This window comes from Leclercia sp. UBA2479 (assembly GCF_002341985.1).
In the GTDB taxonomy this organism is placed as follows: domain Bacteria; phylum Pseudomonadota; class Gammaproteobacteria; order Enterobacterales; family Enterobacteriaceae; genus Enterobacter; species Enterobacter pneumoniae.
This window is the reverse complement of record NZ_DDPB01000008.1, coordinates 1-24,926: the sequence shown is the minus strand read 5'-3', so window position 1 is coordinate 24,926 and position 24,926 is coordinate 1. Positions and strand designations below refer to the sequence as shown.

Here is a 24,926-nt window from a genome sequence, read left to right as displayed (position 1 = left end):
CCTTGTCAGCCGTTCTCGTATCGCAGCAGCCTGCGTATTACATCATTACCACATCGAATTGCTCCGGGTTATAGAGCGGTTCGATTTGTACTTTCACCTGTTTGCCGACAAAAATTTCCACTTCTGCCAATGCGTGGGACTCTTCCCCTTTCAGGGCTTCTGCCACCGAAGGAGAAGCATAGACCAGGAAACGGTCGGAGTCGTAGGCATGATGCACGCGAACAATTTCACGCATGATTTCATAGCAAACCGTCTCGGTGGTCTTGACTGTGCCACGGCCGTGGCACGTCGGACACTCATTACAGAGCACGTGCTCCACGCTTTCGCGGGTGCGTTTGCGGGTCATCTCCACCAGCCCCAGCTGCGAGAAGCCGTTAATACTGGTTTTAACGCGGTCTTTACTGAGCGCCTGCTCCAGCGAATGCAGCACGCGGCGACGGTGGTCTTCATTACTCATATCGATAAAGTCGATGATGATAATGCCGCCAAGATTACGCAGTCGCAGCTGACGGGCGATAGCCTGGGTTGCTTCTATATTGGTATTGAAGATGGTGTCATCAAGATTACGGTGGCCTACAAAGGCACCGGTATTGATATCCACCGTCGTCATGGCTTCGGTCTGGTCAATAATCAAATAACCGCCGGACTTCAATTCCACTTTACGCTCCAGCGCGCGCTGGATTTCGTTCTCCACGTCGAACAGATCGAAGATCGGCTGCTTGCCGACATAGTGTTCCAGCAGACCCGGCATTTCAGGAATGTACTCGCTGGTAAATTCCAGCAAGGCTTCATAGGTCAGACGGGAGTCGACGCGGATGCGGTCAAGCTGAGCGTCGGCGAAGTCGCGCAGAACGCGCTGAGCCAGCGCCAGCTCGCCATACAGTTGATAGCGCGTCTGGTTGCGTTTTTTACGCTCCATCACCTTGGTCCAGACGCGTTTCAGGTAGGCGGCGTCCGAGGCCAGATCGTCTTCGCTAATCCCTTCTGCGGCGGTACGAATGATAAAACCGCCCTGCTCGTCGCAATAGGCACTGACGACTTTTTTCAGGCGTTCGCGTTCGGTTTCGCTCTCAATGCGCTGGGAAACCCCCACGTGAGACGCACCGGGCATAAAGACCAGATAACGGGAAGGCAGCGTAATGTCGGTTGTTAAACGCGCACCTTTGGTACCGAGGGGATCTTTCACCACCTGCACCATCAGATCCTGCCCCTGACGAACCAGCTCCGAGATATCACGTACGGTAAACTGTTTTTGCTCTTCACCCGCCACGCATTCGGTGTGCGGCATGATGTCAGAAGCATGAAGGAATGCGGCCTTATCCAGACCAATATCTACAAATGCCGCCTGCATACCCGGTAGCACACGACTCACACGACCTTTGTAGATATTGCCTACGATTCCGCGTCGCGCTTCACGCTCAATATGGATTTCCTGCAGAATGCCGCCATCAATATAAGCGACACGCGTTTCCGATGGCGTTACGTTTACCAACAATTCAGCCGTCATAATTATCCCTTCTCTCACGCAGTGAGTTAAAATTGCTCAGCAACTCATACGTTTCCACCAGCGGTAAGCCGACTACGGCGTGATAGCTGCCATTTATCTTCCTGACAAAACAGCCACCCAACCCTTGAATACCGTATGCACCTGCTTTATCCATAGGTTCACCGCTGTCGATGTAAGCGGTAATGTCTTCTTCGGTGAGCACTCTGAACGTAACATCGGTAACGACCAGGCAATCCAGTACGTGCTGGCTGTCAGCGATGGCAACGGCGGTCATGACCTGATGCGTATGCCCGGACAATTTGCGCAGCATGGTCGCCGCGTGAGCGCCATCGCGCGGTTTCTCAAGGACTTCACCATTAAGGATAACGATGGTATCTGCGCCCAGTACGGGTAAATCACGCGGCGTTTGCGCCACGCCTGCCTGTGCCTTCTCTCGCGCCAGGCGGGAAACATACTGTTGAGCGCTTTCGCCACTGGCCCGGACTTCTTCAATGCCGGTGACGATGCGTTCAAACGTTACGCCCAACTGGGTCAGCAATTCCTGACGGCGAGGTGAGCCGGAAGCGAGATACAAAGACGTCATAGAAACCTTTTTATTGCACGGCAAACTGCTGGCGAATTTTACGCATCAGCAGGAATAACCATGGCCAGAGGACACCGTTTACTACACTACTCCAGAACACTTCAGGTCGGAAAGAGACGTTGATCACTAAAAACTCTGCCCAGAAAACAATGATATCCGCAGCAAGAGATAACAACATCACCACCAGCGCCTGTTGCCAGAGCGCCAGATTGCGAAAAAGCTGGAATTTTAGTGCGACCAGATAAGCAATGATGCTCATGGACAAAGCGCGCACGCCAAGCGTAGAGCCACTGATGAGATCCAGTATGGCACCCATCACGAATCCCGTGCCCACATTTACGCGGTGCGGGAGCGCCAGAATCCAGTACAACAGAATAAGCAGTACCCAATTTGGCCGGAAGACAAGAATGTCGTCCGGCCAGGGCATAACTTGCAGTAGCAGTGCGACTAAAAACGAGAGCCAGATAACCCAGCGTCCCTGGCTACGATAACTTGCCACTATTGCCCTCCCGGGGAGCGCTGCGGTGGCGGCGTAGCAGGCTGAGGCTGGGTTAGCCCCGTCGCTGGCGCCGGAACGGGCGCCGGTGGCCCCATCGCGTCCGGTGATGGTAACACCTGCGGCATCATCTGCATCAGACGTTCATTTGCCACACGGTGCACATCTTCCGGCGTCATTGGGTTACTGCCGTTGCGATCTGCGCCCCAGAGCAATAACAGATAACGCAGACGCTGCAGACCGGCCGTTGGACGAGCCTGAATCACGGTATAGGCGCGCTGAGTATCCAGCCTCACAGAGGAGACCACACCCACAGGATAACCTTCCGGGAAACGCCCCCCCAGACCCGATGTCACCAGTACATCACCCACCCGAATGTCGGTGTTAGCAGGCAGATGCTCCAGTTGCAGATCATCAGTACAACCGTTGCCGGCAGCAATCACGCGTATATCGTTACGTAATACCTGAATCGGCAATGCATGCGTTGCATCACAAATCAATAAAACGCGGCTGGTCAGCTTAGCAACGGCGACCACCTGCCCTACAACGCCTTTGTCGCTGATAACCGGCTGGCCTTCGTAAACACCGTTTACGCTGCCTTTGTCGATGACCACCTGATCGCTATAGGGATCGTTAACGGTCGAGATGACCTGGGTAACCATTTTCTGCTCATCCTGACGCAGCGGCGATCCTAACAGCTCACGCAGACGAGCATTTTCCTGACGATACTGGCCCAGCATCAGCAGTTCGCTGTTTTTCAGCAGCAACTCCTGGCGTAATGCACGGTTTTCAAGTTCGAGCTGGTCGCGCGATGACAACGTCTGGGAGACGCTATCCAGCAATTCACGGGGACCATTTGATATAAAGTAGAAAGGACTGACGGCGGTATCCATGTACGTTCGGATCTGGCTGAACGTACCGAGGCGGCTATCGGCGATAATGACGCCGAGCGCCACCAGCAACGCCAAAATCAGGCGAAACTGTAGCGACGGGCCACGGCTAAAAATTGGCTTCATAGGCTATGCGTACTCTCGCGTCAGAGAGAAAGGGTAGCATCCGCTACCCTTTCACTTCCGACTACTCTTCGCTGAACAAGTCGCCGCCGTGCATGTCGATCATCTCCAGCGCCTTGCCGCCGCCACGGGCTACGCAAGTCAGTGGATCTTCTGCAACTACGACAGGAATACCTGTCTCTTCCATCAACAGGCGATCGAGGTTACGCAGCAGCGCACCACCACCAGTCAGAACCATACCGCGCTCGGAGATATCGGAAGCCAGTTCCGGCGGGCACTGTTCCAGGGCAACCATCACGGCGCTCACGATACCGGTCAATGGCTCCTGCAGCGCTTCGAGGATTTCGTTGGAGTTCAGGGTAAAGCCGCGTGGAACGCCTTCAGCCAGGTTACGTCCGCGAACTTCGATTTCACGCACTTCGTCGCCCGGATAGGCAGAACCGATTTCGTGCTTGATACGCTCTGCGGTCGCTTCACCGATCAGAGAGCCGTAGTTACGGCGCACATAATTAATGATGGCTTCGTCGAAACGGTCACCGCCGATACGTACGGAGGAGGAGTAGACCACGCCGTTCAGGGAGATAACGGCGACTTCAGTGGTACCACCACCGATATCTACAACCATGGAACCGGTGGCTTCGGAAACCGGCAGACCCGCGCCAATTGCGGCAGCCATCGGCTCTTCAATCAGGAAGACTTCACGCGCACCGGCGCCCTGAGCGGATTCACGGATAGCACGACGCTCAACCTGGGTAGCACCTACCGGCACGCACACCAGAACGCGCGGGCTTGGACGCATGAAGCTATTGCTATGCACCTGCTTAATGAAGTGCTGAAGCATTTTTTCGGTCACGAAGAAGTCAGCGATAACGCCGTCTTTCATCGGGCGAATAGCTGCGATGTTACCTGGGGTACGACCAAGCATCTGCTTAGCGTCATGACCAACGGCCGCCACGCTTTTCGGTGAACCAGCACGATCCTGACGAATGGCCACAACGGAAGGCTCATTCAGTACGATGCCTTGTCCTTTTACATAGATAAGGGTATTCGCGGTACCCAGGTCAATGGACAGGTCATTGGAAAACATGCCACGAAATTTTTTCAACATACTAAGGGATAATCCTGAAAGCTGGGGCGGAAAACAAAATCCGCTTACTTTACCAACCACGCGCAGCAGCGACAAGGCGCAAAAATCATCTGCTACGGTGAAAATTAGTGCAGTACGTTTCCTTTGTTACAAATCGACACCTGACTCCCTCAGGGCTGAATCAACAGCAGTGTTCCTCACACTTTCATTTGTAACCAGTCAAAGGTCGTTCACTGTCTTTTTTGCTCGTCATACTCAAGCTACAGGCGCGATATTCTACGTGAAAACAAATTAAACGGCAGGTTAAACAGAGTATCTTTGCGAATATTTTTTCACATTGCTGTCAAGCGGCTGAGAGGCAGCAAAAAAATCCCCCTGACCGCCTGACACGCCGCGCTCTGTCAACGTCTGCCATTCACTTCTGCTGCGCACGCCAGTGGCAAATACTTGCGTCTGTGTCCCTTTGCACGCTTCCACCAGACTCTGCACCAGCAGCTGGTTTTCCGTGCGCTTTTCAATGTTCCGAACCAGACCCGGATGGAGCTTTAACAGTGCCACCTCAAGGGTCTTGATCCAGCTGGTACTGACCAGCGTTAAACCCGCCTGGGTTACCGCCACGCGAGCGCCAAGCGCAGTGATCAAACGTACTATCGCTTGTAACCGGCTGATATGTTGACAGACATCTGCCTCTGCAAGTTCAAAAATAATCCGTTTTCGCTGTGATTTTTCACACTGCATCAAAACATCACGCAGCCAGCGCTGAAAACGCGGGCGAATCAGCGATTCAACGGTTATCTGGATCGCCAGATTTTCTTCCGGCCAGAAAGATAAAAAAGGCATCAGGCGCGTGATTTGCTGGCGGTCGTACTCTTCCGACAGCCCAAACTGGAGGATCATCGGCAGGTACTCCGCCGAGACCACCTCTTCGTTGCCATCAAAAATACGGCACAGCAGTTCACGATGATGGACCATGCCATCTTTTGTAACCGCCGGTTTCTGATAAATACGCGGCCCACCGCGGTTCAGAGTCTGCTCAATCAGGGTACGCCAGCGCACGTTGCCGCGCCCCTTCTCCGGCAGGGAGTCGTCGTACACGGCCCAACCGTTGGCGCCCTGCAGCACCGCGTTACGGGTAGCGGCTTCGGCGTGTTCCATTACTTGCTCCGTCGTCTGCCCGCCACGCCAGGCGCAGATGCCAATATGCACCATATCATCGCGATCGAGCATTTTCGTAGGCGGCAGGGCATCCACGGTTTTAAGCAGCAGGCTGGCAATACTTTCGGATTCTTTCAACGTGCGATGGGGAAGCAACACTGCATAATCACTGCGATGATAGCGGGCCAGTAACGCGCCCGGGTAACGCATAATAAATGTTGAGAGCAGATTAATAAGGGTAAACAGATGCTCTTCTGCGACCGTACGTCCCCAGTTATCTTTCATCAGATCAAAGTCTGGCAGGCGAACTAACATAACCACGCCGTGGGAGCCCACTTTCTCCTGGTCTTCCAGCAGCGTGGCCAACTGGTTATCAAAGAAGAGACGATTATTGAGACCGGTTTTGTTGTCCTGCGCGGCATAAGAGCGAATCAGGGTGTCCATGCGACTGCGCTGATCGCTGGCAAACTGGATTTCAGAGAGCAGGACATCGAGCGCGCTGCTGGTACGGGATGGCCATTCATAGACTGACCCGCGAACCTGTGCCCCCCGCTCTCCGTTCAGAATACGCGCCGAACGCGATTCAAGTAACTCCTGCCCGTTGAGCTGGCGGCGCAGCCAGCGCACGGCCAACAGGAGTAACAACGCGATAAAGGCAACGGCGAGGGTGAGTGGCGCGGTGGTCATCAGCGAGTGGAGGTAGTTGTTCATCGGATCCTGATATATCAGTCTGAGGGTCATACCCGGATTTTTCAGCGAATGGATGTCCTGTTCGCGATACTGCATCTGTATGCCTGCAGAGTGGTATACCCCGGTGCGCTGATGGTGAAAGACCGTCTCTCTGCCCTGCTTTATCTCAATGCTGACGATGTCAGTTGGTGCCATCAGTTCGTCAAGCTGGCCGGAGAGCTGGGAAAACGACGTGCTGACAAGTCGTGTATCAATGACCGAGGCCACGGCCTGCACGCGGTTGACCAGTTTGTCCTGAACGGCGTTATAGAAGCTCAGTGAACAGCCAATCAGAATGACGAAAATGGTCATGCCGGTCAGCAAGGTGATAAAAGCGGAGAACTTCGTCGATAATCGCATCCTTGAGATTACTCCGTGAGTGAATGAGGATAGCGAGTGAGCGCTAACTCGCTTTAAACAGCGGCATACTACCAAACCTGGTGTTTCTGGCAATTTATTGCGTTAAATCGGCATCGCGTTTCACTGTGCGAGTATAGTCTTCAGAAATTATTTTCCCATCATCATGCTTAGTAAGGAACCTGTATGCAGGCTTTGATCTTAGAACAGCAGGACGGCAAAACGCTTGCCACAGTGCAAGCCATCGAAGAGAGCCGACTGCCTGAAGGCGACGTGACCGTTGATATTGACTGGTCGAGCCTGAACTACAAAGACGCGCTCGCCATTACTGGTGCGGGTAAAATTATCCGAAACTTCCCCATGGTTCCGGGTATCGACTTTGCGGGTCGCGTTCATACCAGTGAAGATCCTCGCTTCCATGCCGGGCAGCAGGTGCTGCTGACCGGCTGGGGCGTTGGCGAAAATCACTGGGGTGGCCTCGCCGCTCAGGCTCGCGTGAAGGGCGACTGGCTGGTTCCTATGCCGAAAGGCCTTGATGGCCGTAAAGCCATGATCATCGGCACCGCCGGCTTCACCGCCATGCTCTGCGTTATGGCGCTCGAAGAGGCGGGTGTTACGCCGCAATCGGGCGAAATCGTGGTGACCGGCGCCAGCGGCGGCGTAGGGAGCACCGCGGTCGCACTGTTACATAAGCTCGGCTATCAGGTCGCGGCGGTCTCTGGTCGCGAAAGCACCCATGATTATCTGCGCAAGCTGGGGGCGAGCCGCATTCTGGGCCGCGACGAATTCGCTGAAACCCGTCCGCTGGAAAAACAGCTCTGGGCCGGTGCGGTGGATACCGTCGGCGATAAAGTGCTGGCGAAAGTGCTGGCTCAGATGAACTACGGCGGCTGCGTGGCGGCCTGCGGTCTGGCGGGCGGCTTTGCACTGCCCACCACGGTGATGCCATTTATTCTGCGCAACGTGCGTTTGCAGGGGGTAGATTCCGTTATGACGCCCGCCGCTCGCCGTACCGAAGCATGGACGCGGCTGGTTCGCGATTTGCCGGAAGCGTTCTTTGCCCAGAGTGCAACCCAGATTGGCCTCGAGCAGGCGGCAGAATATGCTGCGAAGATTATCTCCAACCAGGCCCAGGGTCGTACGCTGGTTAAAATCGCCTAATCTTCAATTTTTCGTGACATATTCGCATTAACCTCACTCCTCCGTCATGCTTACCTCATCGCATGACGGAGGATGCCATGAAAATGAAAAAACTGACGGAAGCCGATGTAACTGCTGAATCGGCTTTTATGCTCCAGCGCCGACAGATCCTGAAAATGCTTGGCATCAGCGCCACTGCACTCACCCTTACCCCTTCGGCTCACGCCGATCTGCTCGACTGGTTCAAAGGCAATGATCGTCCGAAAGCCCCCGCTGGTAAGCCACTGACGTTCTCCAGACCCGATCAATGGCAGAGCAAACTTGCCCTGACGCCGGAAGATAAGGTCACCGGCTATAACAACTTCTATGAGTTTGGCCTGGATAAGGCCGATCCTGCGGCCAATGCCGGCAGTATGAAGACCGATCCCTGGACGTTAACTATTGACGGTGAAGTCGCGAAACCTTTAACGCTGGATCACCATGACCTCACCACCCGCTTTCCGCTGGAGGAGCGCATCTATCGTATGCGTTGCGTAGAAGCCTGGTCGATGGTGGTGCCGTGGATCGGTTTTCCGCTTCACAAACTGCTGGCGATGGTAGAGCCGACCAGCAATGCAAAATATGTCGCCTTCCAGACGCTTTACTCCCCTGAGCAGATGCCTGGCCAAAAAGATCGTTTTATCGGCGGCGGGCTGCAGTATCCCTACGTAGAGGGCCTGCGTCTTGACGAAGCGATGCATCCTCTCACGCTGTTGACCGTTGGGGTATATGGCAAAGCGCTGCCCCCGCAAAATGGTGCCCCTGTTCGCCTGACCGTGCCGTGGAAGTATGGATTTAAAGGGATTAAATCTATCGTCAGCATTAAGCTGACCCGTGAACGTCCGCCGACCACCTGGAACCTCGCCGCGTCCGATGAATATGGTTTTTATGCCAACGTGAACCCGCATGTGGACCACCCTCGCTGGTCGCAGGCTACTGAACGTTTTATCGGCTCCGGCGGTGCGCTGGATGTGAAACGCCAGCCTACGCTGCTTTTCAATGGCTATGCCGATCAGGTGGCATCGCTCTATCGCGGCCTCGATCTCCGGGAGAATTTCTAGTGCGGCTGACGGCAAAACAGATTACCTGGCTGAAGGTCGCCCTGCATCTTGCCGGAGCGCTTCCTTTTATATGGCTGTTCTGGGCAGTGAATGCTGGCGCGTTCAGCGCCGACCCGGCGAAAGATATCCAGCATTTTACGGGTAGGATGGCTCTGAAATTTTTACTGGCAACCTTGCTGGTCTCACCGCTGGCGCGTTACGCTAAACAGCCATTATTGATACGCACCCGTCGTCTGTTAGGGCTATGGTGTTTTGCCTGGGCGACAATCCATCTCACCAGCTATGCGCTGCTTGAGCTGGGGATTAACAATTTGTCGCTACTGGGCCGCGAACTGGTGACGCGCCCTTACCTGACGCTGGGCATTGTAAGCTGGCTGATTCTGCTGGCGCTGACGCTCACCTCGACGCAGTATGCCCAGCGAAAACTGGGCCGACGGTGGCAGTATCTGCACAACTTCGTCTATCTTGTTGCGATCCTCGCCCCCATTCATTACCTGTGGTCGGTGAAAATTCTCTCGCCGCAGCCCATCATCTATGCGTTGCTGGCGTTGGGCCTGCTGGCGTGGCGTTATAAGAAGTTCCGCCAGTGGTTGCGATAGTTCGCGAAACTGTGCGTTTTCCCGCAGAATACTTATCATCCGTGAATCTTTTTGGGTTTGCGGTTGATAATCTTCCCTGATAAGACCAGTATTTAGCTGCCAAATGCTACGAAATCGTTATAATGTGCGACTTTGGTTTTCCTGACAGAGGTTTTGGGCCTCTGAAAGGGTGACAATCGCGCATCGAAGGTATATTTTGTTTTTTACCCGAGATTCGCAGGAGATAGCGGCATAATGGCTGGTAAATTTCAAATCTTAGTTCTTAACGGACCGAACCTGAACATGCTCGGAACCCGTGAGCCAGAGAAGTATGGCACGCTAACATTGAGTGAAATTGTTAACCGTCTGGGTACGGAAGCAGCGTCATTAGATGTGGATTTGGACCATTTTCAGTCAAATGCGGAGTACGCAATCATCGACCGTATTCATCAGGCTAAAGACAATGTGGACTATATCCTGATCAATCCGGCCGCGTTTACGCACACCAGTGTTGCTATCCGCGACGCACTGCTTGCGGTGAGTATCCCGTTTATCGAGATCCATCTGAGTAACGTGCATGCCCGAGAACCGTTCCGCCACCATTCCTACCTGTCGGATATCGCCGCAGGCGTTATCTGTGGACTGGGTGCAGACGGTTATTCATACGCTTTACAGACAGCGGTAAAACGCCTGTCACAATCACACTAAACAAGAGTACGGAACCCACTCATGGATATTCGTAAGATTAAAAAACTGATCGAGCTGGTTGAAGAATCAGGCATCTCCGAACTGGAAATTTCTGAAGGCGAAGAGTCTGTACGCATCAGCCGTGCAGCCCCAGCCGCTAGCTTCCCGGTAATGCAGCAAGCTTATGCAGCACCAATGATGCAGCAGCAGCCTGCGCTTGCCTCAGCCGTTGCGCCAGCAGCAGAAGCTGCACCTGCCGCAGCCGCAGAAATCAGTGGTCACATCGTACGTTCCCCAATGGTTGGTACTTTCTACCGCACCCCGAGCCCGGACGCGAAAGCGTTCATCGAAGTGGGTCAGAAAGTCAATGCTGGCGATACCCTGTGCATCGTCGAAGCCATGAAAATGATGAACCAGATCGAAGCAGACAAGTCAGGTACTGTGAAAGCGATTCTGGTCGAAAGTGGTCAGCCGGTAGAATTTGACGAGCCGCTGGTCGTCATCGAGTAACGAGGCGAACATGCTGGATAAAATTGTTATCGCCAACCGTGGCGAGATTGCACTGCGTATTCTTCGTGCCTGTAAAGAACTGGGCATCAAGACCGTGGCCGTGCACTCAAGCGCGGATCGCGATTTAAAACACGTATTGCTGGCGGATGAGACGGTCTGTATTGGCCCGGCTCCGTCCGTAAAAAGCTATCTGAACATCCCGGCTATCATCAGCGCCGCTGAAATCACCGGCGCGGTGGCAATTCATCCGGGTTACGGCTTCCTCTCTGAGAACGCCAACTTTGCCGAGCAGGTTGAACGCTCTGGCTTTATCTTCATCGGCCCGAAAGCCGACACCATTCGTCTGATGGGCGACAAAGTGTCTGCGATCACCGCAATGAAGAAAGCCGGTGTTCCAACTGTACCAGGCTCCGACGGCCCTCTGGGCGACGATATGGATGTTAACCGTGCCCATGCAAAACGCATTGGCTACCCGGTAATCATCAAGGCGTCCGGCGGCGGCGGCGGTCGTGGTATGCGCGTTGTGCGCAGCGATGCAGAGCTGGCCCAGTCCATTGCCATGACAAAAGCGGAAGCGAAAGCGGCTTTCAGCAATGACATGGTTTACATGGAAAAGTACCTGGAAAACCCACGCCACATCGAAATTCAGGTGTTGGCTGACGGTCAGGGTAACGCCATCTATCTGGCAGAACGCGACTGCTCCATGCAGCGTCGTCACCAGAAAGTGGTCGAAGAAGCACCAGCGCCGGGCATTACCCCGGAACTGCGTCGCTACATCGGCGAGCGTTGCTCCAAGGCCTGTGTGGATATCGGCTATCGCGGCGCGGGTACTTTCGAGTTCCTGTTCGAAAACGGCGAGTTCTACTTCATTGAGATGAACACCCGTATTCAGGTTGAACACCCGGTTACCGAAATGATCACCGGCGTTGACCTGATCAAAGAGCAGCTGCGTATCGCTGCCGGCCAGCCTCTGTCCATCAAACAGGACGAAGTTGTGGTCAAAGGCCATGCGGTAGAATGCCGTATCAACGCCGAAGACCCGAACACCTTCCTGCCAAGCCCGGGTAAAATCACGCGTTTCCACGCGCCGGGTGGCTTTGGTGTGCGCTGGGAGTCTCATATTTACGCCGGTTACACCGTACCGCCGTACTATGACTCAATGATCGGTAAACTCATCTGCTACGGCGAGAACCGTGACGTGGCGATTGCCCGCATGAAGAACGCCCTGCAGGAGCTGATTATCGATGGTATCAAAACCAACGTTGATCTGCAGATGCGCATCATGAGCGACGAGCACTTCCAGAATGGTGGGACTAACATCCACTATCTGGAGAAGAAACTCGGTCTGAACGAGAAGTAAGTTTGCAGCAACGCGAAAAGGCCGGTTAATCCGGCCTTTTTTTATTTCTGGGGGGAGCCATGCCCCATCATGTACAATCCCCGCTTTCTTCATCCACAAGGGACAAAAAATGGACAAGCGCTTTGTTCAGGCCCATAAAGAAGCCCGTTGGGCATTGTGGCTAACCCTTCTCTATCTCGCCGCTTGGTTAGTAACTGCTTACCTACCTGATTCAGCCATTGGCATTACCGGCCTGCCTCACTGGTTTGAGATGGCGTGTCTGCTGGTGCCGCTGGTCTTTATCCTGCTGTGCTGGGCAATGGTGAAATTCATTTATCGCGATATTCCGCTGGAGGACGATGATGCAGCCTGAAGTCATTCTGCCGCTTATCGCTTACCTGTTAGTGGTGTTTGGTTTGTCCGTTTATGCGATGCGTAAAAGGACCACCGGCACCTTCCTGAATGAGTATTTTCTCGGTAGCCGCTCGATGGGCGGCGTTGTGCTGGCCATGACGCTTACCGCCACCTATATCAGCGCCAGCTCGTTTATCGGTGGTCCCGGTGCCGCCTATAAATACGGGTTAGGCTGGGTGCTGCTGGCAATGATCCAGTTGCCTGCCGTCTGGCTCTCTTTGGGTATTCTTGGCAAAAAATTTGCCATTCTGGCTCGCCGCTATAACGCCGTGACGCTCAACGATATGCTGTTTGCGCGCTATCAGAGCCGCCTGCTGGTGTGGCTCGCAAGCCTGAGCCTGCTGGTCGCCTTTATTGGTGCGATGACGGTACAGTTTATTGGCGGCGCGCGTTTGCTGGAGACGGCAGCGGGGATCCCCTATGAGACGGGCCTTATCATCTTCGGGGTGAGTATTGCGCTGTACACCGCCTTTGGCGGGTTCCGTGCCAGCGTGCTGAACGATACGATGCAGGGGATGGTGATGCTTATTGGCACTATCGTTCTGCTGGTGGGCATTGTTCATGCGGCAGGCGGACTGAGCCATGCCGTGGAAACCCTGGAAGCGATCGACCCGAAACTGGTCTCGCCGCAGGGCGCGGACGATATCCTCTCCCCGACGTTTATGACCTCGTTCTGGGTGCTGGTGTGCTTTGGGGTGATTGGCCTGCCGCATACCGCGGTGCGATGCATCTCTTATAAAGACAGCAAAGCGGTGCACAGAGGCATCATCATCGGCACTATCGTTGTGGCGATCCTGATGTTTGGTATGCACCTGGCAGGCGCGTTAGGCCGCGCAGTGATCCCGGACCTGACGGTCCCTGACTTGGTGATCCCAACGCTGATGGTCAAAGTGCTTCCACCTTTTGCCGCCGGGATATTCCTCGCCGCGCCTATGGCCGCCATTATGTCGACGATCAATGCTCAGCTCCTGCAAAGTTCCGCTACGATCATTAAAGACCTCTATCTGAACCTGCGCCCGGAGCAGGTCGAAAACGAGCGACGCCTGAAGCGGATGTCAGCCGTGATTACGCTGCTGTTAGGGGCATTGCTGCTGCTGGCCGCCTGGCGTCCGCCGGAGATGATCATCTGGCTCAACCTGCTCGCGTTCGGCGGGCTTGAGGCGGTCTTCCTGTGGCCGCTGGTGCTGGGGCTTTACTGGGAGCGAGCCAATGCCGCAGGCGCACTGAGCGCTATGATTGTCGGCGGCGTGCTGTACGCCGTTCTTGCGACGTTTAATATTCAGTACCTGGGCTTCCATCCGATTGTGCCTTCGTTACTGTTAAGCTTACTGGCGTTTGTGGTGGGGAACCGTTTTGGTCAACCCGTCCCACAGCCCGCTATGATTTCTACTGATAAATAAAGAGTTTTGCCATGCCGTGGATCCAACTGAAACTGAATACAACGGGCGCGAATGCCGAAGAGCTGAGCGATGCGCTGATGGAGGCCGGCTCGGTTTCCATCACCTTCCAGGACACGCATGATACGCCGGTTTTCGAGCCGCTTCCGGGTGAAACCCGCCTGTGGGGCGACACCGACGTTATCGGCCTGTTCGATGCCGAAACCGACATGAACGAGGTTGTCGCGATTCTGGAAAACCACCCGCTTCTGGGTGCTGGTTTTGTGCATAAGATCGAGCAGATCGAAGACAAAGACTGGGAACGCGAGTGGATGGATAACTTCCATCCAATGCAGTTCGGTAAACGCCTGTGGATCTGCCCGAGCTGGCGCGACGTTCCCGATGAAAACGCGGTAAACGTGATGCTCGATCCGGGTCTGGCATTTGGTACAGGCACGCACCCTACCACGTCGCTGTGCCTGCAGTGGCTGGACGGGCTGGATCTGGAAGGCAAGACCGTGATCGACTTTGGCTGCGGCTCGGGGATCCTCGCGATTGCAGCGCTGAAGCTGGGTGCAGCCAAAGCGATCGGGATCGACATCGATCCCCAGGCTATCCAGGCCAGCCGCGATAACGCTGAACGTAACGGCGTCTCCGATCGCCTTGAGCTCTATCTGCCGCAAGACCAGCCAGCTTCCATGAAAGCCGATGTCGTGGTGGCTAACATCCTGGCGGGCCCGTTACGCGAGCTGGCTCCGTTAATCAGCGTGCTGCCGGTTGAGGGCGGTCTGCTGGGACTTTCAGGTATCCTTGCCAGCCAGGCGGAGAGTGTTTGCGAAGCCTACACCGAGCTGTTCGCGCTTGATCCTGTGGTCGAGAAAGAAGAGTGGTGTCGTATCACGGGTCGCAAAAAGTAAAAACGATGCGAGCGCCTGTTTTTCAAACTGTTAGGTCGGTCAAAAAACAGGCAACTCCCCGACTGCGATCATGTTCTAAAATGCGACTCAGATCGCAAAGAACTGGAAAAATCTGCTGCTAAAAACAGCAGATTATTCGGTTTTCGGTTTCATTGATTAAGAAAAAACGAGAAGTTTTGGGAAATTGTAAGCGGCTATAAAATCACCTTATTCTGTTAAGCTAATGATTTATATCGCATATAATTCTCTTCGTTATGCTTCGCTCCGGATTCCATGATCTGCAACAGGTGATTGTTCAAAGTTTGGCCTTTCATCTCGTGCAAAAAATGCGTAATATACGCCGCCTTGCAGTCACAGTATGGTCATTTCTTAACTCATGCGCATCGGAAACCACCAGCTCAGAAATCGCCTGATTGCAGCCCCTATGGCAGGTATTACCGACCGGCCGTTCAGGACGCTGTGTTACGAGATGGGAGCCGGTTTAACCGTATCCGAGATGATGTCGTCTAACCCGCAGGTTTGGGAAAGCGATAAGTCTCGTCTTCGGATGGTGCACATTGATGAACCAGGTATCCGCACCGTGCAAATTGCCGGAAGCGTTCCTGAAGAGATGGCAGATGCCGCGCGTATCAACGTGGAAAGTGGCGCCCAGATTATTGATATCAATATGGGTTGCCCGGCCAAGAAAGTGAATCGCAAGCTTGCAGGTTCAGCCCTTCTGCAATACCCCGACCAGGTGAAGTCCATCCTGACGGCGGTTGTCAGCGCGGTGGACGTTCCTGTTACGTTGAAGATTCGCACGGGTTGGTCGCCGGAACACCGTAACTGTGTAGAGATTGCCCAACTGGCCGAAGACTGTGGCATTCAGGCCCTGACAATTCATGGACGCACACGCGCCTGTTTGTTCAATGGTGAAGCTGAATACAGCAGTATTCGGGCAGTCAAGCAGAAGGTTTCCATTCCGATTATCGCGAATGGCGACATTACTGACCCGCTTAAAGCCAGAGCTGTGCTCGACTATACGGGAGCTGATGCTCTGATGATAGGACGTGCCGCTCAGGGAAGACCCTGGATCTTTCGGGAAATCCAGCATTATCTGGACACTGGGGAGCTGCTTGCCCCGCTGCCTCTGGCAGAGGTTAAGCGCTTGCTTTGTTCGCATATTCGGGAACTGCACGACCATTATGGTCAGGCAAAAGGGTACCGAATTGCGCGTAAACACGTCTCCTGGTATCTCCAGGAGCACGCTCCAGATGACCAGTTTCGGCGCACATTCAACGCCATAGAGGATGCCAGCGAACAGCTGGAGGCGTTGGAGGCATACTTCGAAAATCTTGCGTAATGAAATAAAGAGCTGACAGAACTATGTTCGAACAACGCGTAAATTCTGACGTACTGACCGTTTCTACCGTTAACTCTCAGGACCAGGTAACCCAAAAGCCCCTGCGTGACTCGGTTAAACAGGCACTGAAGAACTATTTTGCTCAACTGAACGGTCAGGATGTTAATGACCTGTATGAGCTGGTACTGGCTGAAGTTGAACAGCCACTGTTGGACATGGTGATGCAATACACCCGCGGTAACCAAACCCGCGCTGCGCTGATGATGGGTATCAACCGTGGTACTCTGCGTAAGAAACTGAAAAAATACGGCATGAACTAATTTCGATTAGCTAAATGCTTGTTTAAAAAGGCGCTACTCGGCATGGGGAAGCGCCTTTTTTATGCCTCGCGCAGGCAAAATATGACGGACAATCCCCCTCTTCTCTGCAGAAACGTAAAGCCTGACTTCCCCTCTTCTCAGCCGCTATTTTTCGTGTATATTTCCTGCACTCTTGTCAATTATTCCCGGAAAAATCCGCATGATCCGTAAGTATGGGTGGCTCGTTGTCTTCGCAATCACCATTTTTCTTTTTGATGCACTTTTAATGCAGTGGATCGAGATGATGTCTACGGAAACTGACAAGTGCCGCAATATGGATTCCGTTAATCCACTTAAATTGATTAACTGTTCAGATTTGGAATAATCATCCAAATGCAGTGAAAAGAGACGAACTCACGACATTCCCGCTAAAAAAGTACGGACTTAAAACCCTTTCAGGCGTATCCATTGGATGATAATGTCTCCCCCCTTCTTACCCGGTATAACCGAATACCTCACTATGTATGAGTAGAAGTGATCATGCTGGTTAGTCATTACGACCAAGTCCTTGTGGTTATCTCTTTTGTTGTTGCCATCCTCGCATCTTACACTGCGCTGAACATGGCCGGCCGGGTGGCTGGCAGTACCGGAACCGCAGCCCGCGTCTGGCTGACCGGTGGCGGCGTTGCTATGGGCATTGGGATCTGGGCCATGCACTTTATCGGCATGCTGGCGATGGATGTCTCGATGCGCATGAACTATGACCTGCTCGTGACGCTGGTTTCAATGCTGATTGCTATCGGCGCATCGATCTTTGCCCTTTGGTTCGTCAGCCAGCAGCAACTGCGCTTACGTCGACTGTTCCTGGGGGCGCTCATTCTGGGTACCGGCATTGTAGCGATGCACTATACCGGTATGGCGGCGCTTCAGGTCGAACCGGCAATCGTCTGGAATATACGCTGGGTGGTGCTCTCGGTCGCGATTGCAATGCTCGCTTCGCTGGCGGCGTTGTGGCTCACTTTCCGTTTACGTCATGATGCCGCACAGGTTGCACTCATGCGCGCTGGCGCGGCGATCCTGATGGGACTCGCCATCGCCGGCATGCACTTTACTGGCATGATGGCCGCGCAGTTCCCTGTTCAGATGCATATGCAGCACCAGGGGGTGAACGGCAGCTGGCTGGCCGTGCTGGTGAGCGTTGTGGCGCTTTCTATTCTCGGTATTACTCTGCTGGTATCGATGTTCGATGCCAGATTACAGGCTCGCACCGCTCTGTTGGCGTCATCGCTGGCGGAGGCTAACCGTGAGCTGGCCCAGTTGGCGTTACACGATACCCTGACCCGTTTACCTAATCGCGTATTACTTGAAGACCGTCTCGATCAGGCAATCAGCAAAGCCGATCGCGAAGGGCGGACATTTGCCCTGCTGTTTATGGATCTGGATGGCTTTAAAGCCGTCAACGATGCCTGGGGACATGATGCCGGGGATAAACTGCTGATCGCGGCCACTGAGCGGATGAAGCAACCGCTGAAAGGGCAATATACTCTGGCGCGTATTGGTGGCGATGAGTTTGTCCTGCTCGCGGAGATCGAAGCCCCGGACGATGCCGCGACGCTGGCCAGCTCGCTGGTTCATGTTATCGATAAACCCTTTAGCCTGGATCTTCATGAGCTGAATGTGACCCTCAGTATCGGGATTGCCCTTTACCCTCACGATGGTAAAAACCCCCGTGAATTGATGTTCAATGCCGATGCCGCGATGTATCACACCAAGCATATGGGTCGTAACGGCTATCATTTCTTCCAGCCATCGATGAATACCCTGGCGCAAAAACAGCTCCAGCTGATGAACGATCTCTGGATGGCGCTGGAACGTGACGAGCTAAAACTGGTATATCAGCCAAAGTTCAAGGCTCCAGTGGGGCCCGTGGTCGGCTTTGAAGCCCTGCTGCGCTGGCATCATCCTGTAGACGGGCTGCTCTCACCTGACCTGTTCCTGCCGCTCGCCGAAAAGAGCGGGCTTATCATTCCTATCGGTAACTGGGTTATCGATGAGGCCTGCCGCCAGCTCCGTGAGTGGCATTTGCAAGGCCACGAGACGTGGTCGGTGGCCGTTAATCTTTCTACGCTGCAATTTGAACAACCGCAACTGGTAGAGACGGTGATGAACAGCCTTGCGCGCCATCATATTCCACCGCATACCCTGATTCTGGAAGTGACAGAAACCACGGCGATGAATAATCCGGAGGAGAGCGTAAGGGTACTCACCGAGCTGACGCAGGCGGGGGTAAAAGCCTCGATTGACGATTTTGGCACCGGCTACTCCAGCCTGCTTTATTTAAAACGGTTGCCCGCCTGTGAACTCAAAATCGACCGCGCCTTTGTAAAAGAGCTCAGCGGTGAGAGTAACGATGCAACTATCGTTTCGGCCATCGTTGCGTTGGCCAAAACGCTTAATCTGAAGGTGGTGGCAGAAGGCGTAGAGACTCCGCAGCAGCAAGAGTTCTTAACCGAACTGGGGTGCAATACATTGCAGGGTTATCTGCTTGGACGGCCTGTCTCGCCGCAGACCATTGCCTCGCTATGCCACGATCCCCAAGCCCTGCTCTCTACGTAGCATTAAACGACAGGCGCCACGCTAAGGCGCCTTAATGCGACCCGTATTTAACGCAGCCCTGGTGACAGTGTGTTTTGCGACAGATTGCTGGCACGTCAAAATTTACCTTTGCGAGCATGTCGCGGACCTCTTTAATGTCACAGAACATTGTTTAGATTAATTAATAGATTAGCCAGTTAATAAATCAGGCTCGCCCCGAGCAGATATTGTGTCTCCCTAATCTCTCCATTATTAAGCCCCCGCAGTCCCTTTTTCTCCACGAAGTTTACAATCCAAATAATTTGAGATTAATCATCCTGTATGGCCCCATTAAACCGATGTTAAAATGGCCTCCTGCTTTGCGGAATACCTGCTGATGGCATCGTAAAGTAAGAATTAATTTTGAGGTAAGATCATGAAAAGATTCATTTCAGTTGCCCTGCTTACTGCACTCCTCGCGGGTTGTGCACATGATTCACCCTGCGTTCCGGTCTATGACGACCAGGGCAGATTGGTTCACACCAACACCTGCATGAAAGGAACCACTCAGGATAACTGGGAAACGGCTGGCGCGATCGCAGGTGGTGCCGCGGCTCTCGCCGGGCTGACGCTGGGTATCGTTGCTCTGACGAAATAATCCTGAAGCGCGGACAGCTGTCCGCGCTTTAGCTTTTCCCGTCTAATTTCCGCTACGCATTTGCGTTAATTAATATTTAGTTCTTGCTCACATCTTTTTTGCCTTATTTATCTTTTATCAGAATAACCGCGTGATGCTATTCACAAGTTATTTAAATTAACTCGCCTGCCAATATTCACCTTAGAAATCACTTTATTTCCTCATCACGTTTTATTCAAACTTTTGCTCTAAATTGTGGCGCAGGTTGTCATTTCGCACCATTTCAGGGCGCTCGAAATATTTATTGCTGTCTACACTCAGCATTACGCATCGCGTATTCGTTAATTGCGTTGAATGCAAAAACTGGCATTGCGTTTGCTTAGAAAACGTTGGCCATAGCCACAGACAGGTTAAAGCGTATATAAGCGCTTCACTATAACGATAATTCTCGCCACACAGGATGCAATATGAAAAAAACGATGATAGCCAGTCTGGCCGCCGTTGCGGTCATGCTCGTAGTCGCTAACCAGGCTCACGCGGGGGCAACTCTGGATGCCGTGAAGAAAAAAGGGTTCGTTCAGTGCGGGATCAGTGACGGGTTACCAGGCTTCTCTTATGCCGATGCCAACGGTAAATTCTCGGGTATTGATGTGGATGTTTGCCGTGGGGTCGCCGCGGCTGTGTTTGGCGATGATACAAAAGTGAAATATACCCCGCTGACGGCGAAAGAGCGTTTTACCGCATTGCAATCCGGCGAAGTGGATCTGCTTTCACGTAATACCACCTGGACCTCCTCCCGTGATGCAGGAATGGGTATGACATTTACTGGCGTAACCTATTACGACGGTATCGGCTTTCTGACTCACAATAAAGCAGGGCTGAAAAGCGCGAAAGAGCTGGATGGTGCCACAGTCTGTATTCAGGCAGGTACAGATACTGAGCTGAACGTGGCCGATTACTTCAAGTCTAATAAGATGAACTATACCCCCGTCACGTTTGACCGCTCCGACGAATCTGCTAAAGCGCTGGAGTCTGGCCGTTGCGATACCCTGGCCTCTGACCAATCTCAGCTGTATGCCCTGCGTATTAAACTGAGCAACCCGACTGAATGGATTGTTCTGCCGGAGGTGATCTCAAAAGAGCCGCTGGGTCCGGTCGTACGTCGAGGTGATGACGAGTGGAACGCTATTGTGCGCTGGACGCTGTTTGCCATGCTTAATGCAGAAGAGATGGGCATTAACTCGAAAAACGTCGATGAAAAAGCCGCGAATCCTTCTACTCCCGATATGGCTCACCTGCTGGGTAAAGAGGGTGATTACGGCAAAGATTTGAAGCTTGATAACAAGTGGGCCTACAACATCATTAAAAAGGTGGGCAACTACTCGGAGATCTTCGAGCGCAACGTAGGATCGGAGAGCGCGCTGAAGATCAAGCGTGGCCAGAACAACCTCTGGAACAATGGCGGCATTCAATACGCACCGCCGGTACGTTAAGCATTTTGCTGTAACGGGCACTGCTGCGGCAGTGCCCAGCCCAGAGTCATGGTTACCGAGGTTTCTATGTTTCATCGCCGCTCAGCCGTCAAAGGCGCGCTCTCTTTTTCTCATCCTGCAGTTCGCGCATGGCTGTTTCAAATCCTTGCCATTCTTGCTGTACTGGCCGTCGCGATCTATCTGATTCATAACACCGTTACTAACCTGAGCAATCGGGGTATTACTTCGGGCTTCGCATTTCTGGACCGTGGTGCGGGGTTCGGTATTGTCCAACATTTAATTGATTACGATGAGGGCGACACTTACGGCCGCGTTTTCCTTGTAGGCCTGCTCAATACGCTGCTGGTCTCAGCGCTTTGTATTGTGTTTGCTTCCATCCTGGGTTTTTTTCTGGGCCTGGCGCGTCTGTCCGATAACTGGCTCCTGCGTAAAATCTCGACGATCTATATTGAGACGTTCCGTAATATTCCCCCTCTGTTGCAGATCTTTTTCTGGTACTTTGCTGTACTACGTAATCTGCCCGGCCCCCGGCAGGCTGTTAATGCGTTCGAGCTCGCCTTCTTAAGCAACCGCGGGTTGTATATCCCCTCACCGCAGATGGCCGAAGGTTTACTGCCATTTATCGCCGCGCTGGTTATTGTGGCTGCCATTTCCATTGGGTTGTTTCGCTATAACCGCGCGTATCAGATAAAAACCGGTCAGTTACGACGCACCTGGCCTGTCACTCTGGGACTGCTTATTGTTCTGCCGCTTCTGACGCACTGGATATTTGGCCCAGCTTTACACTGGGACGTCCCAGCACTACGCGGGTTCAATTTCCGCGGTGGAATGGTGTTAATTCCTGAACTGGCAGCGCTGACGCTGGCATTATCCATTTATACCTCTGCCTTTATTGCCGAGATTATTCGCGCCGGAATTCAGGCCGTTCCTTATGGTCAGCACGAAGCCGCCCGATCTCTGGGCATACCTAACCCGGTAACGCTACGCCAGGTCATCATCCCCCAGGCGATGCGAGTGATTATTCCCCCGCTGACTAGCCAGTATCTCAACATTGTTAAAAACTCCTCGCTGGCTGCCGCTATCGGCTATCCCGATATGGTGTCACTGTTCGCCGGAACCGTGTTGAACCAGACTGGCCAGGCTATCGAGACTATCGCCATCACCATGTCTGTCTATCTGATTATCAGTCTGACAATTTCACTGTTGATGAACCTCTATAACCGCCGCATCGCGCTGGTTGAGCGCTAAGGAGCCATGATGACTAAAGCCGTACTGTCTCACGCTCCGCGTTCGTCCAGCATCGGAAGCTGGCGTTTTATCGCCTGGGCACGAAAGAATCTGTTCTCCTCCTGGAGTAACAGCCTGCTGACTCTCTTCTGTTTATGGCTAATGTGGACGTTGATTCCCCCCTTGCTGAACTGGGCTTTCTTACAGGCTAACTGGCTGGGCACCACTCGCGCAGATTGCACTAAAGAGGGAGCCTGTTGGGTCTTTATTCATCAACGTTTCGGCCAGTTTATGTACGGGCTCTATCCGCACGACCAGCGCTGGCGGATCAACATCGCCTTAATCATTGGGCTGTGTTCCATTGTGCCGATGTTCATAAAACAGCTCCCCCGTCGGGGGCGGTACATCGCATGCTGGGCAGTGGTATATCCCATTTTAGTCTGGTGGTTGCTGTATGGCGGATGGCTGGGGCTGGAGCGCGTGGAAACACGTCAGTGGGGCGGGCTGACGTTAACATTGATCATCGCCTCTGTCGGGATCGCCGGCGCGCTACCGCTCGGTATTTTACTGGCGCTGGGCCGTCGTTCAACCATGCCAGTGGTGCGTATCCTCTCCGTTATCTTCATCGAGTTTTGGCGTGGTGTACCGCTCATTACTGTTTTGTTTATGTCTTCGGTCATGTTGCCGCTGTTTATGGCAGAAGGAACGACCATCGACAAATTGATCCGCGCCCTGGTGGGGGTCGTTCTGTTCCAGTCAGCCTATGTTGCCGAAGTGGTCCGCGGTGGGTTGCAGGCACTACCAAAAGGCCAGTATGAAGCAGCGGAGTCACTTGCCCTGGGGTACTGGAAAACACAGGGCTTAGTCATTCTGCCCCAGGCGCTCAAACTGGTAATACCTGGACTGGTTAACACCATCATCGCGCTTTTTAAAGATACGAGCCTGGTGATCATCATCGGGTTATTCGATCTTTTCAGCAGCGTGCAGCAGGCTACGGTTGACCCCGCATGGCTGGGGATGTCGACCGAAGGCTATGTTTTCGCAGCACTTATATATTGGATCTTCTGTTTTAGCATGTCGCGCTATAGCCAGCATCTGGAAAAGCGCTTTAACACCGGGCGTACACCGCACTGAGGAAATTATGAACCCGATTACTATGTCACCCGCTGACGCGATGATTACGCTGGAAAATGTGAACAAATGGTATGGGCAGTTTCACGTGCTAAAGGATATTAACCTGAAGGTTAAACAGGGGGAACGTATTGTACTTTGCGGGCCATCCGGCTCTGGTAAATCAACAACGATTCGCTGCATTAATCACCTGGAGGAGCATCAACAGGGCCGGATTGTGGTGGATGGAATTGAGCTGAATGAAGATATTCGCAATGTCGAACGTGTCCGTCAGGAAGTAGGCATGGTGTTTCAGCACTTTAACCTTTTCCCCCATTTGACTGTTCTGCAGAACTGCACGCTGGCCCCCATCTGGGTACGCAAAATGCCGAAAAAGGAGGCCGAGGCGTTGGCGATGCACTATCTGGAACGTGTACGTATCGCCGAGCATGCCCACAAATTCCCGGGCCAGATCTCCGGCGGGCAGCAGCAGCGCGTGGCAATTGCGCGCTCACTCTGTATGAAACCGAAAATCATGCTTTTTGATGAACCCACATCTGCTCTGGACCCGGAGATGGTTAAAGAGGTGCTGGACACCATGATTGGCCTGGCGCAATCCGGCATGACGATGTTATGCGTTACACATGAGATGGGTTTTGCCAGAACGGTAGCAGACCGAGTGATTTTTATGGATCGTGGTGAAATTGTTGAGCAGGCGCCACCGGATGAGTTCTTTGCGCATCCTAAATCAGAACGTACCCGCGCCTTCTTGTCGCAAGTAATTCATTAACACTTTATACCAATATAAAAGGCCATCCGTCAGGATGGCCTTTCTTATTAATGCTAATTCAATAATGCATAAACAAAAGGCCCCGTCGTTAGACGGGGCCTTTTGTTTTATTTGATGTCTGGCAGTTCCCTACTCTCGCATGGGGAGACCCCACACTACCATCGGCGCTACGGCGTTTCACTTCTGAGTTCGGCATGGGGTCAGGTGGGACCACCGCGCTAAAGCCGCCAGACAAATTCTTTACAATGTGCCGAACTTTATCCGAATAAAGTGGTGCTGATACCCAGAGTCGAACTGGGGACCTCACCCTTACCAAGGGTGCGCTCTACCAACTGAGCCATATCAGCACGCTAAATTTGATGCCTGGCAGTTCCCTACTCTCGCATGGGGAGACCCCACACTACCATCGGCGCTACGGCGTTTCACTTCTGAGTTCGGCATGGGGTCAGGTGGGACCACCGCGCTA

At 53.3% G+C, this 24,926-nt stretch carries 24 protein-coding genes, 1 tRNA gene and 2 rRNA genes; 18 read left to right on the top strand and 9 right to left on the bottom strand.

What is annotated here, in order from left to right; all coding sequences use genetic code 11:
• Positions 1-37: 37 nt before the first annotated feature.
• The 6 genes from rng to csrD form a co-directional block, all read right to left on the bottom strand.
• On the bottom strand, positions 38-1,507 hold the full coding sequence (gene rng, locus B3B59_RS08400; RefSeq protein ID WP_040073831.1) for a ribonuclease G: 1,470 nt from the start codon (positions 1,505-1,507) through the stop codon (positions 38-40).
• The gene (locus tag B3B59_RS08395; RefSeq protein ID WP_046885754.1) at positions 1,497-2,090 is read right to left on the bottom strand and encodes a Maf family protein; all 594 of its coding nucleotides are present in this window, start codon (positions 2,088-2,090) and stop codon (positions 1,497-1,499) included. Before B3B59_RS08395 ends, rng begins: the two co-directional genes overlap by 11 nt.
• A 10-nt stretch (positions 2,091-2,100) precedes the next feature.
• Complete coding sequence (gene mreD / locus B3B59_RS08390) at positions 2,101-2,589, bottom strand: rod shape-determining protein MreD (RefSeq protein WP_040073829.1); 489 nt, start codon at positions 2,587-2,589, stop codon at positions 2,101-2,103.
• The gene (gene mreC, locus B3B59_RS08385; protein WP_040073828.1) at positions 2,589-3,602 is read right to left on the bottom strand and encodes a rod shape-determining protein MreC; all 1,014 of its coding nucleotides are present in this window, start codon (positions 3,600-3,602) and stop codon (positions 2,589-2,591) included. Before mreC ends, mreD begins: the two co-directional genes overlap by 1 nt.
• A gap of 61 nt (positions 3,603-3,663) precedes the next feature.
• A complete protein-coding gene (gene mreB / locus B3B59_RS08380) occupies positions 3,664-4,707 on the bottom strand; it encodes a rod shape-determining protein MreB (RefSeq protein WP_000913396.1) in 1,044 nt (347 codons plus the stop codon).
• 282 nt (positions 4,708-4,989) lie between these two features.
• Positions 4,990-6,930, bottom strand: a complete 1,941-nt coding sequence (gene csrD / locus B3B59_RS08375) for an RNase E specificity factor CsrD (RefSeq protein ID WP_286808696.1) — start codon at positions 6,928-6,930, stop codon at positions 4,990-4,992.
• 183 nt (positions 6,931-7,113) lie between these two features.
• Between csrD and B3B59_RS08370 the strand changes: the two genes are divergently transcribed.
• The 18 genes from B3B59_RS08370 to B3B59_RS08285 all read left to right on the top strand — a co-directional run bounded on the left by B3B59_RS08370 (position 7,114) and on the right by B3B59_RS08285 (position 24,460).
• Complete coding sequence (locus B3B59_RS08370) at positions 7,114-8,088, top strand: MDR family oxidoreductase (protein ID WP_286808694.1); 975 nt, start codon at positions 7,114-7,116, stop codon at positions 8,086-8,088.
• Positions 8,089-8,165: 77 nt separating this feature from the next.
• On the top strand, positions 8,166-9,167 hold the full coding sequence (msrP, locus tag B3B59_RS08365; protein WP_040073825.1) for a protein-methionine-sulfoxide reductase catalytic subunit MsrP: 1,002 nt from the start codon (positions 8,166-8,168) through the stop codon (positions 9,165-9,167).
• Entirely contained in the window at positions 9,167-9,766 is a 600-nt protein-coding gene (gene msrQ / locus B3B59_RS08360) for a protein-methionine-sulfoxide reductase heme-binding subunit MsrQ (RefSeq protein WP_046885751.1), read from the top strand. Before msrP ends, msrQ begins: the two co-directional genes overlap by 1 nt.
• A gap of 234 nt (positions 9,767-10,000) precedes the next feature.
• Entirely contained in the window at positions 10,001-10,453 is a 453-nt protein-coding gene (gene aroQ / locus B3B59_RS08355) for a type II 3-dehydroquinate dehydratase (protein WP_006178857.1), read from the top strand.
• Between the two features lie 21 nt (positions 10,454-10,474).
• A complete protein-coding gene (gene accB / locus B3B59_RS08350) occupies positions 10,475-10,942 on the top strand; it encodes an acetyl-CoA carboxylase biotin carboxyl carrier protein (protein ID WP_046885749.1) in 468 nt (155 codons plus the stop codon).
• 10 nt (positions 10,943-10,952) lie between these two features.
• Entirely contained in the window at positions 10,953-12,302 is a 1,350-nt protein-coding gene (gene accC / locus B3B59_RS08345) for an acetyl-CoA carboxylase biotin carboxylase subunit (RefSeq protein WP_006178859.1), read from the top strand.
• A 109-nt stretch (positions 12,303-12,411) separates the two neighbouring features.
• Positions 12,412-12,654 carry a YhdT family protein gene (locus B3B59_RS08340; RefSeq protein ID WP_006178860.1) on the top strand — a complete coding sequence of 81 codons (243 nt, stop codon included), beginning with the start codon at positions 12,412-12,414 and terminating at the stop codon, positions 12,652-12,654.
• On the top strand, positions 12,644-14,095 hold the full coding sequence (panF, locus tag B3B59_RS08335; RefSeq protein ID WP_046885748.1) for a sodium/pantothenate symporter: 1,452 nt from the start codon (positions 12,644-12,646) through the stop codon (positions 14,093-14,095). The genes B3B59_RS08340 and panF overlap by 11 nt, the downstream gene beginning before the upstream one ends.
• 11 nt (positions 14,096-14,106) lie before the next feature.
• Positions 14,107-14,988: a 50S ribosomal protein L11 methyltransferase gene (gene prmA / locus B3B59_RS08330; protein WP_207292491.1), complete on the top strand. Its 882-nt coding sequence runs from the start codon at positions 14,107-14,109 to the stop codon at positions 14,986-14,988.
• A gap of 376 nt (positions 14,989-15,364) precedes the next feature.
• Positions 15,365-16,330: a tRNA dihydrouridine synthase DusB gene (gene dusB / locus B3B59_RS08325; RefSeq protein ID WP_286808690.1), complete on the top strand. Its 966-nt coding sequence runs from the start codon at positions 15,365-15,367 to the stop codon at positions 16,328-16,330.
• Between the two features lie 23 nt (positions 16,331-16,353).
• Entirely contained in the window at positions 16,354-16,650 is a 297-nt protein-coding gene (gene fis / locus B3B59_RS08320) for a DNA-binding transcriptional regulator Fis (RefSeq protein ID WP_000462905.1), read from the top strand.
• Positions 16,651-16,849: 199 nt separating this feature from the next.
• The gene (locus tag B3B59_RS08315) at positions 16,850-17,014 is read left to right on the top strand and encodes a DUF2556 family protein (protein ID WP_040073816.1); all 165 of its coding nucleotides are present in this window, start codon (positions 16,850-16,852) and stop codon (positions 17,012-17,014) included.
• Positions 17,015-17,169: 155 nt separating this feature from the next.
• Positions 17,170-19,245 (top strand): putative bifunctional diguanylate cyclase/phosphodiesterase, encoded by a 2,076-nt coding sequence (locus tag B3B59_RS08310; protein ID WP_286808689.1) that lies wholly within the window; start codon positions 17,170-17,172, stop codon positions 19,243-19,245.
• 394 nt (positions 19,246-19,639) lie between these two features.
• The gene (locus B3B59_RS08305; RefSeq protein ID WP_040073814.1) at positions 19,640-19,861 is read left to right on the top strand and encodes a lipoprotein; all 222 of its coding nucleotides are present in this window, start codon (positions 19,640-19,642) and stop codon (positions 19,859-19,861) included.
• A 446-nt stretch (positions 19,862-20,307) separates the two neighbouring features.
• A complete protein-coding gene (locus tag B3B59_RS08300) occupies positions 20,308-21,333 on the top strand; it encodes an amino acid ABC transporter substrate-binding protein (protein ID WP_286808688.1) in 1,026 nt (341 codons plus the stop codon).
• Between the two features lie 66 nt (positions 21,334-21,399).
• Entirely contained in the window at positions 21,400-22,581 is a 1,182-nt protein-coding gene (locus tag B3B59_RS08295; protein ID WP_286808686.1) for an amino acid ABC transporter permease, read from the top strand.
• Positions 22,582-22,590: 9 nt separating this feature from the next.
• Positions 22,591-23,694 carry an amino acid ABC transporter permease gene (locus tag B3B59_RS08290; RefSeq protein WP_286808832.1) on the top strand — a complete coding sequence of 368 codons (1,104 nt, stop codon included), beginning with the start codon at positions 22,591-22,593 and terminating at the stop codon, positions 23,692-23,694.
• Between the two features lie 7 nt (positions 23,695-23,701).
• Positions 23,702-24,460: an amino acid ABC transporter ATP-binding protein gene (locus B3B59_RS08285; protein WP_040073810.1), complete on the top strand. Its 759-nt coding sequence runs from the start codon at positions 23,702-23,704 to the stop codon at positions 24,458-24,460.
• Between the two features lie 116 nt (positions 24,461-24,576).
• Here B3B59_RS08285 and rrf (B3B59_RS08280) read toward each other — a convergent pair.
• The 3 genes from rrf (B3B59_RS08280) to rrf (B3B59_RS08270) form a co-directional block, all read right to left on the bottom strand.
• Positions 24,577-24,692, bottom strand: a 5S ribosomal RNA gene (gene rrf / locus B3B59_RS08280).
• Between the two features lie 39 nt (positions 24,693-24,731).
• Positions 24,732-24,807, bottom strand: a tRNA-Thr gene (locus tag B3B59_RS08275).
• A 14-nt stretch (positions 24,808-24,821) separates the two neighbouring features.
• Positions 24,822-24,926: ribosomal RNA gene (rrf, locus tag B3B59_RS08270) — 5S ribosomal RNA — on the bottom strand; the annotation flags it as partial.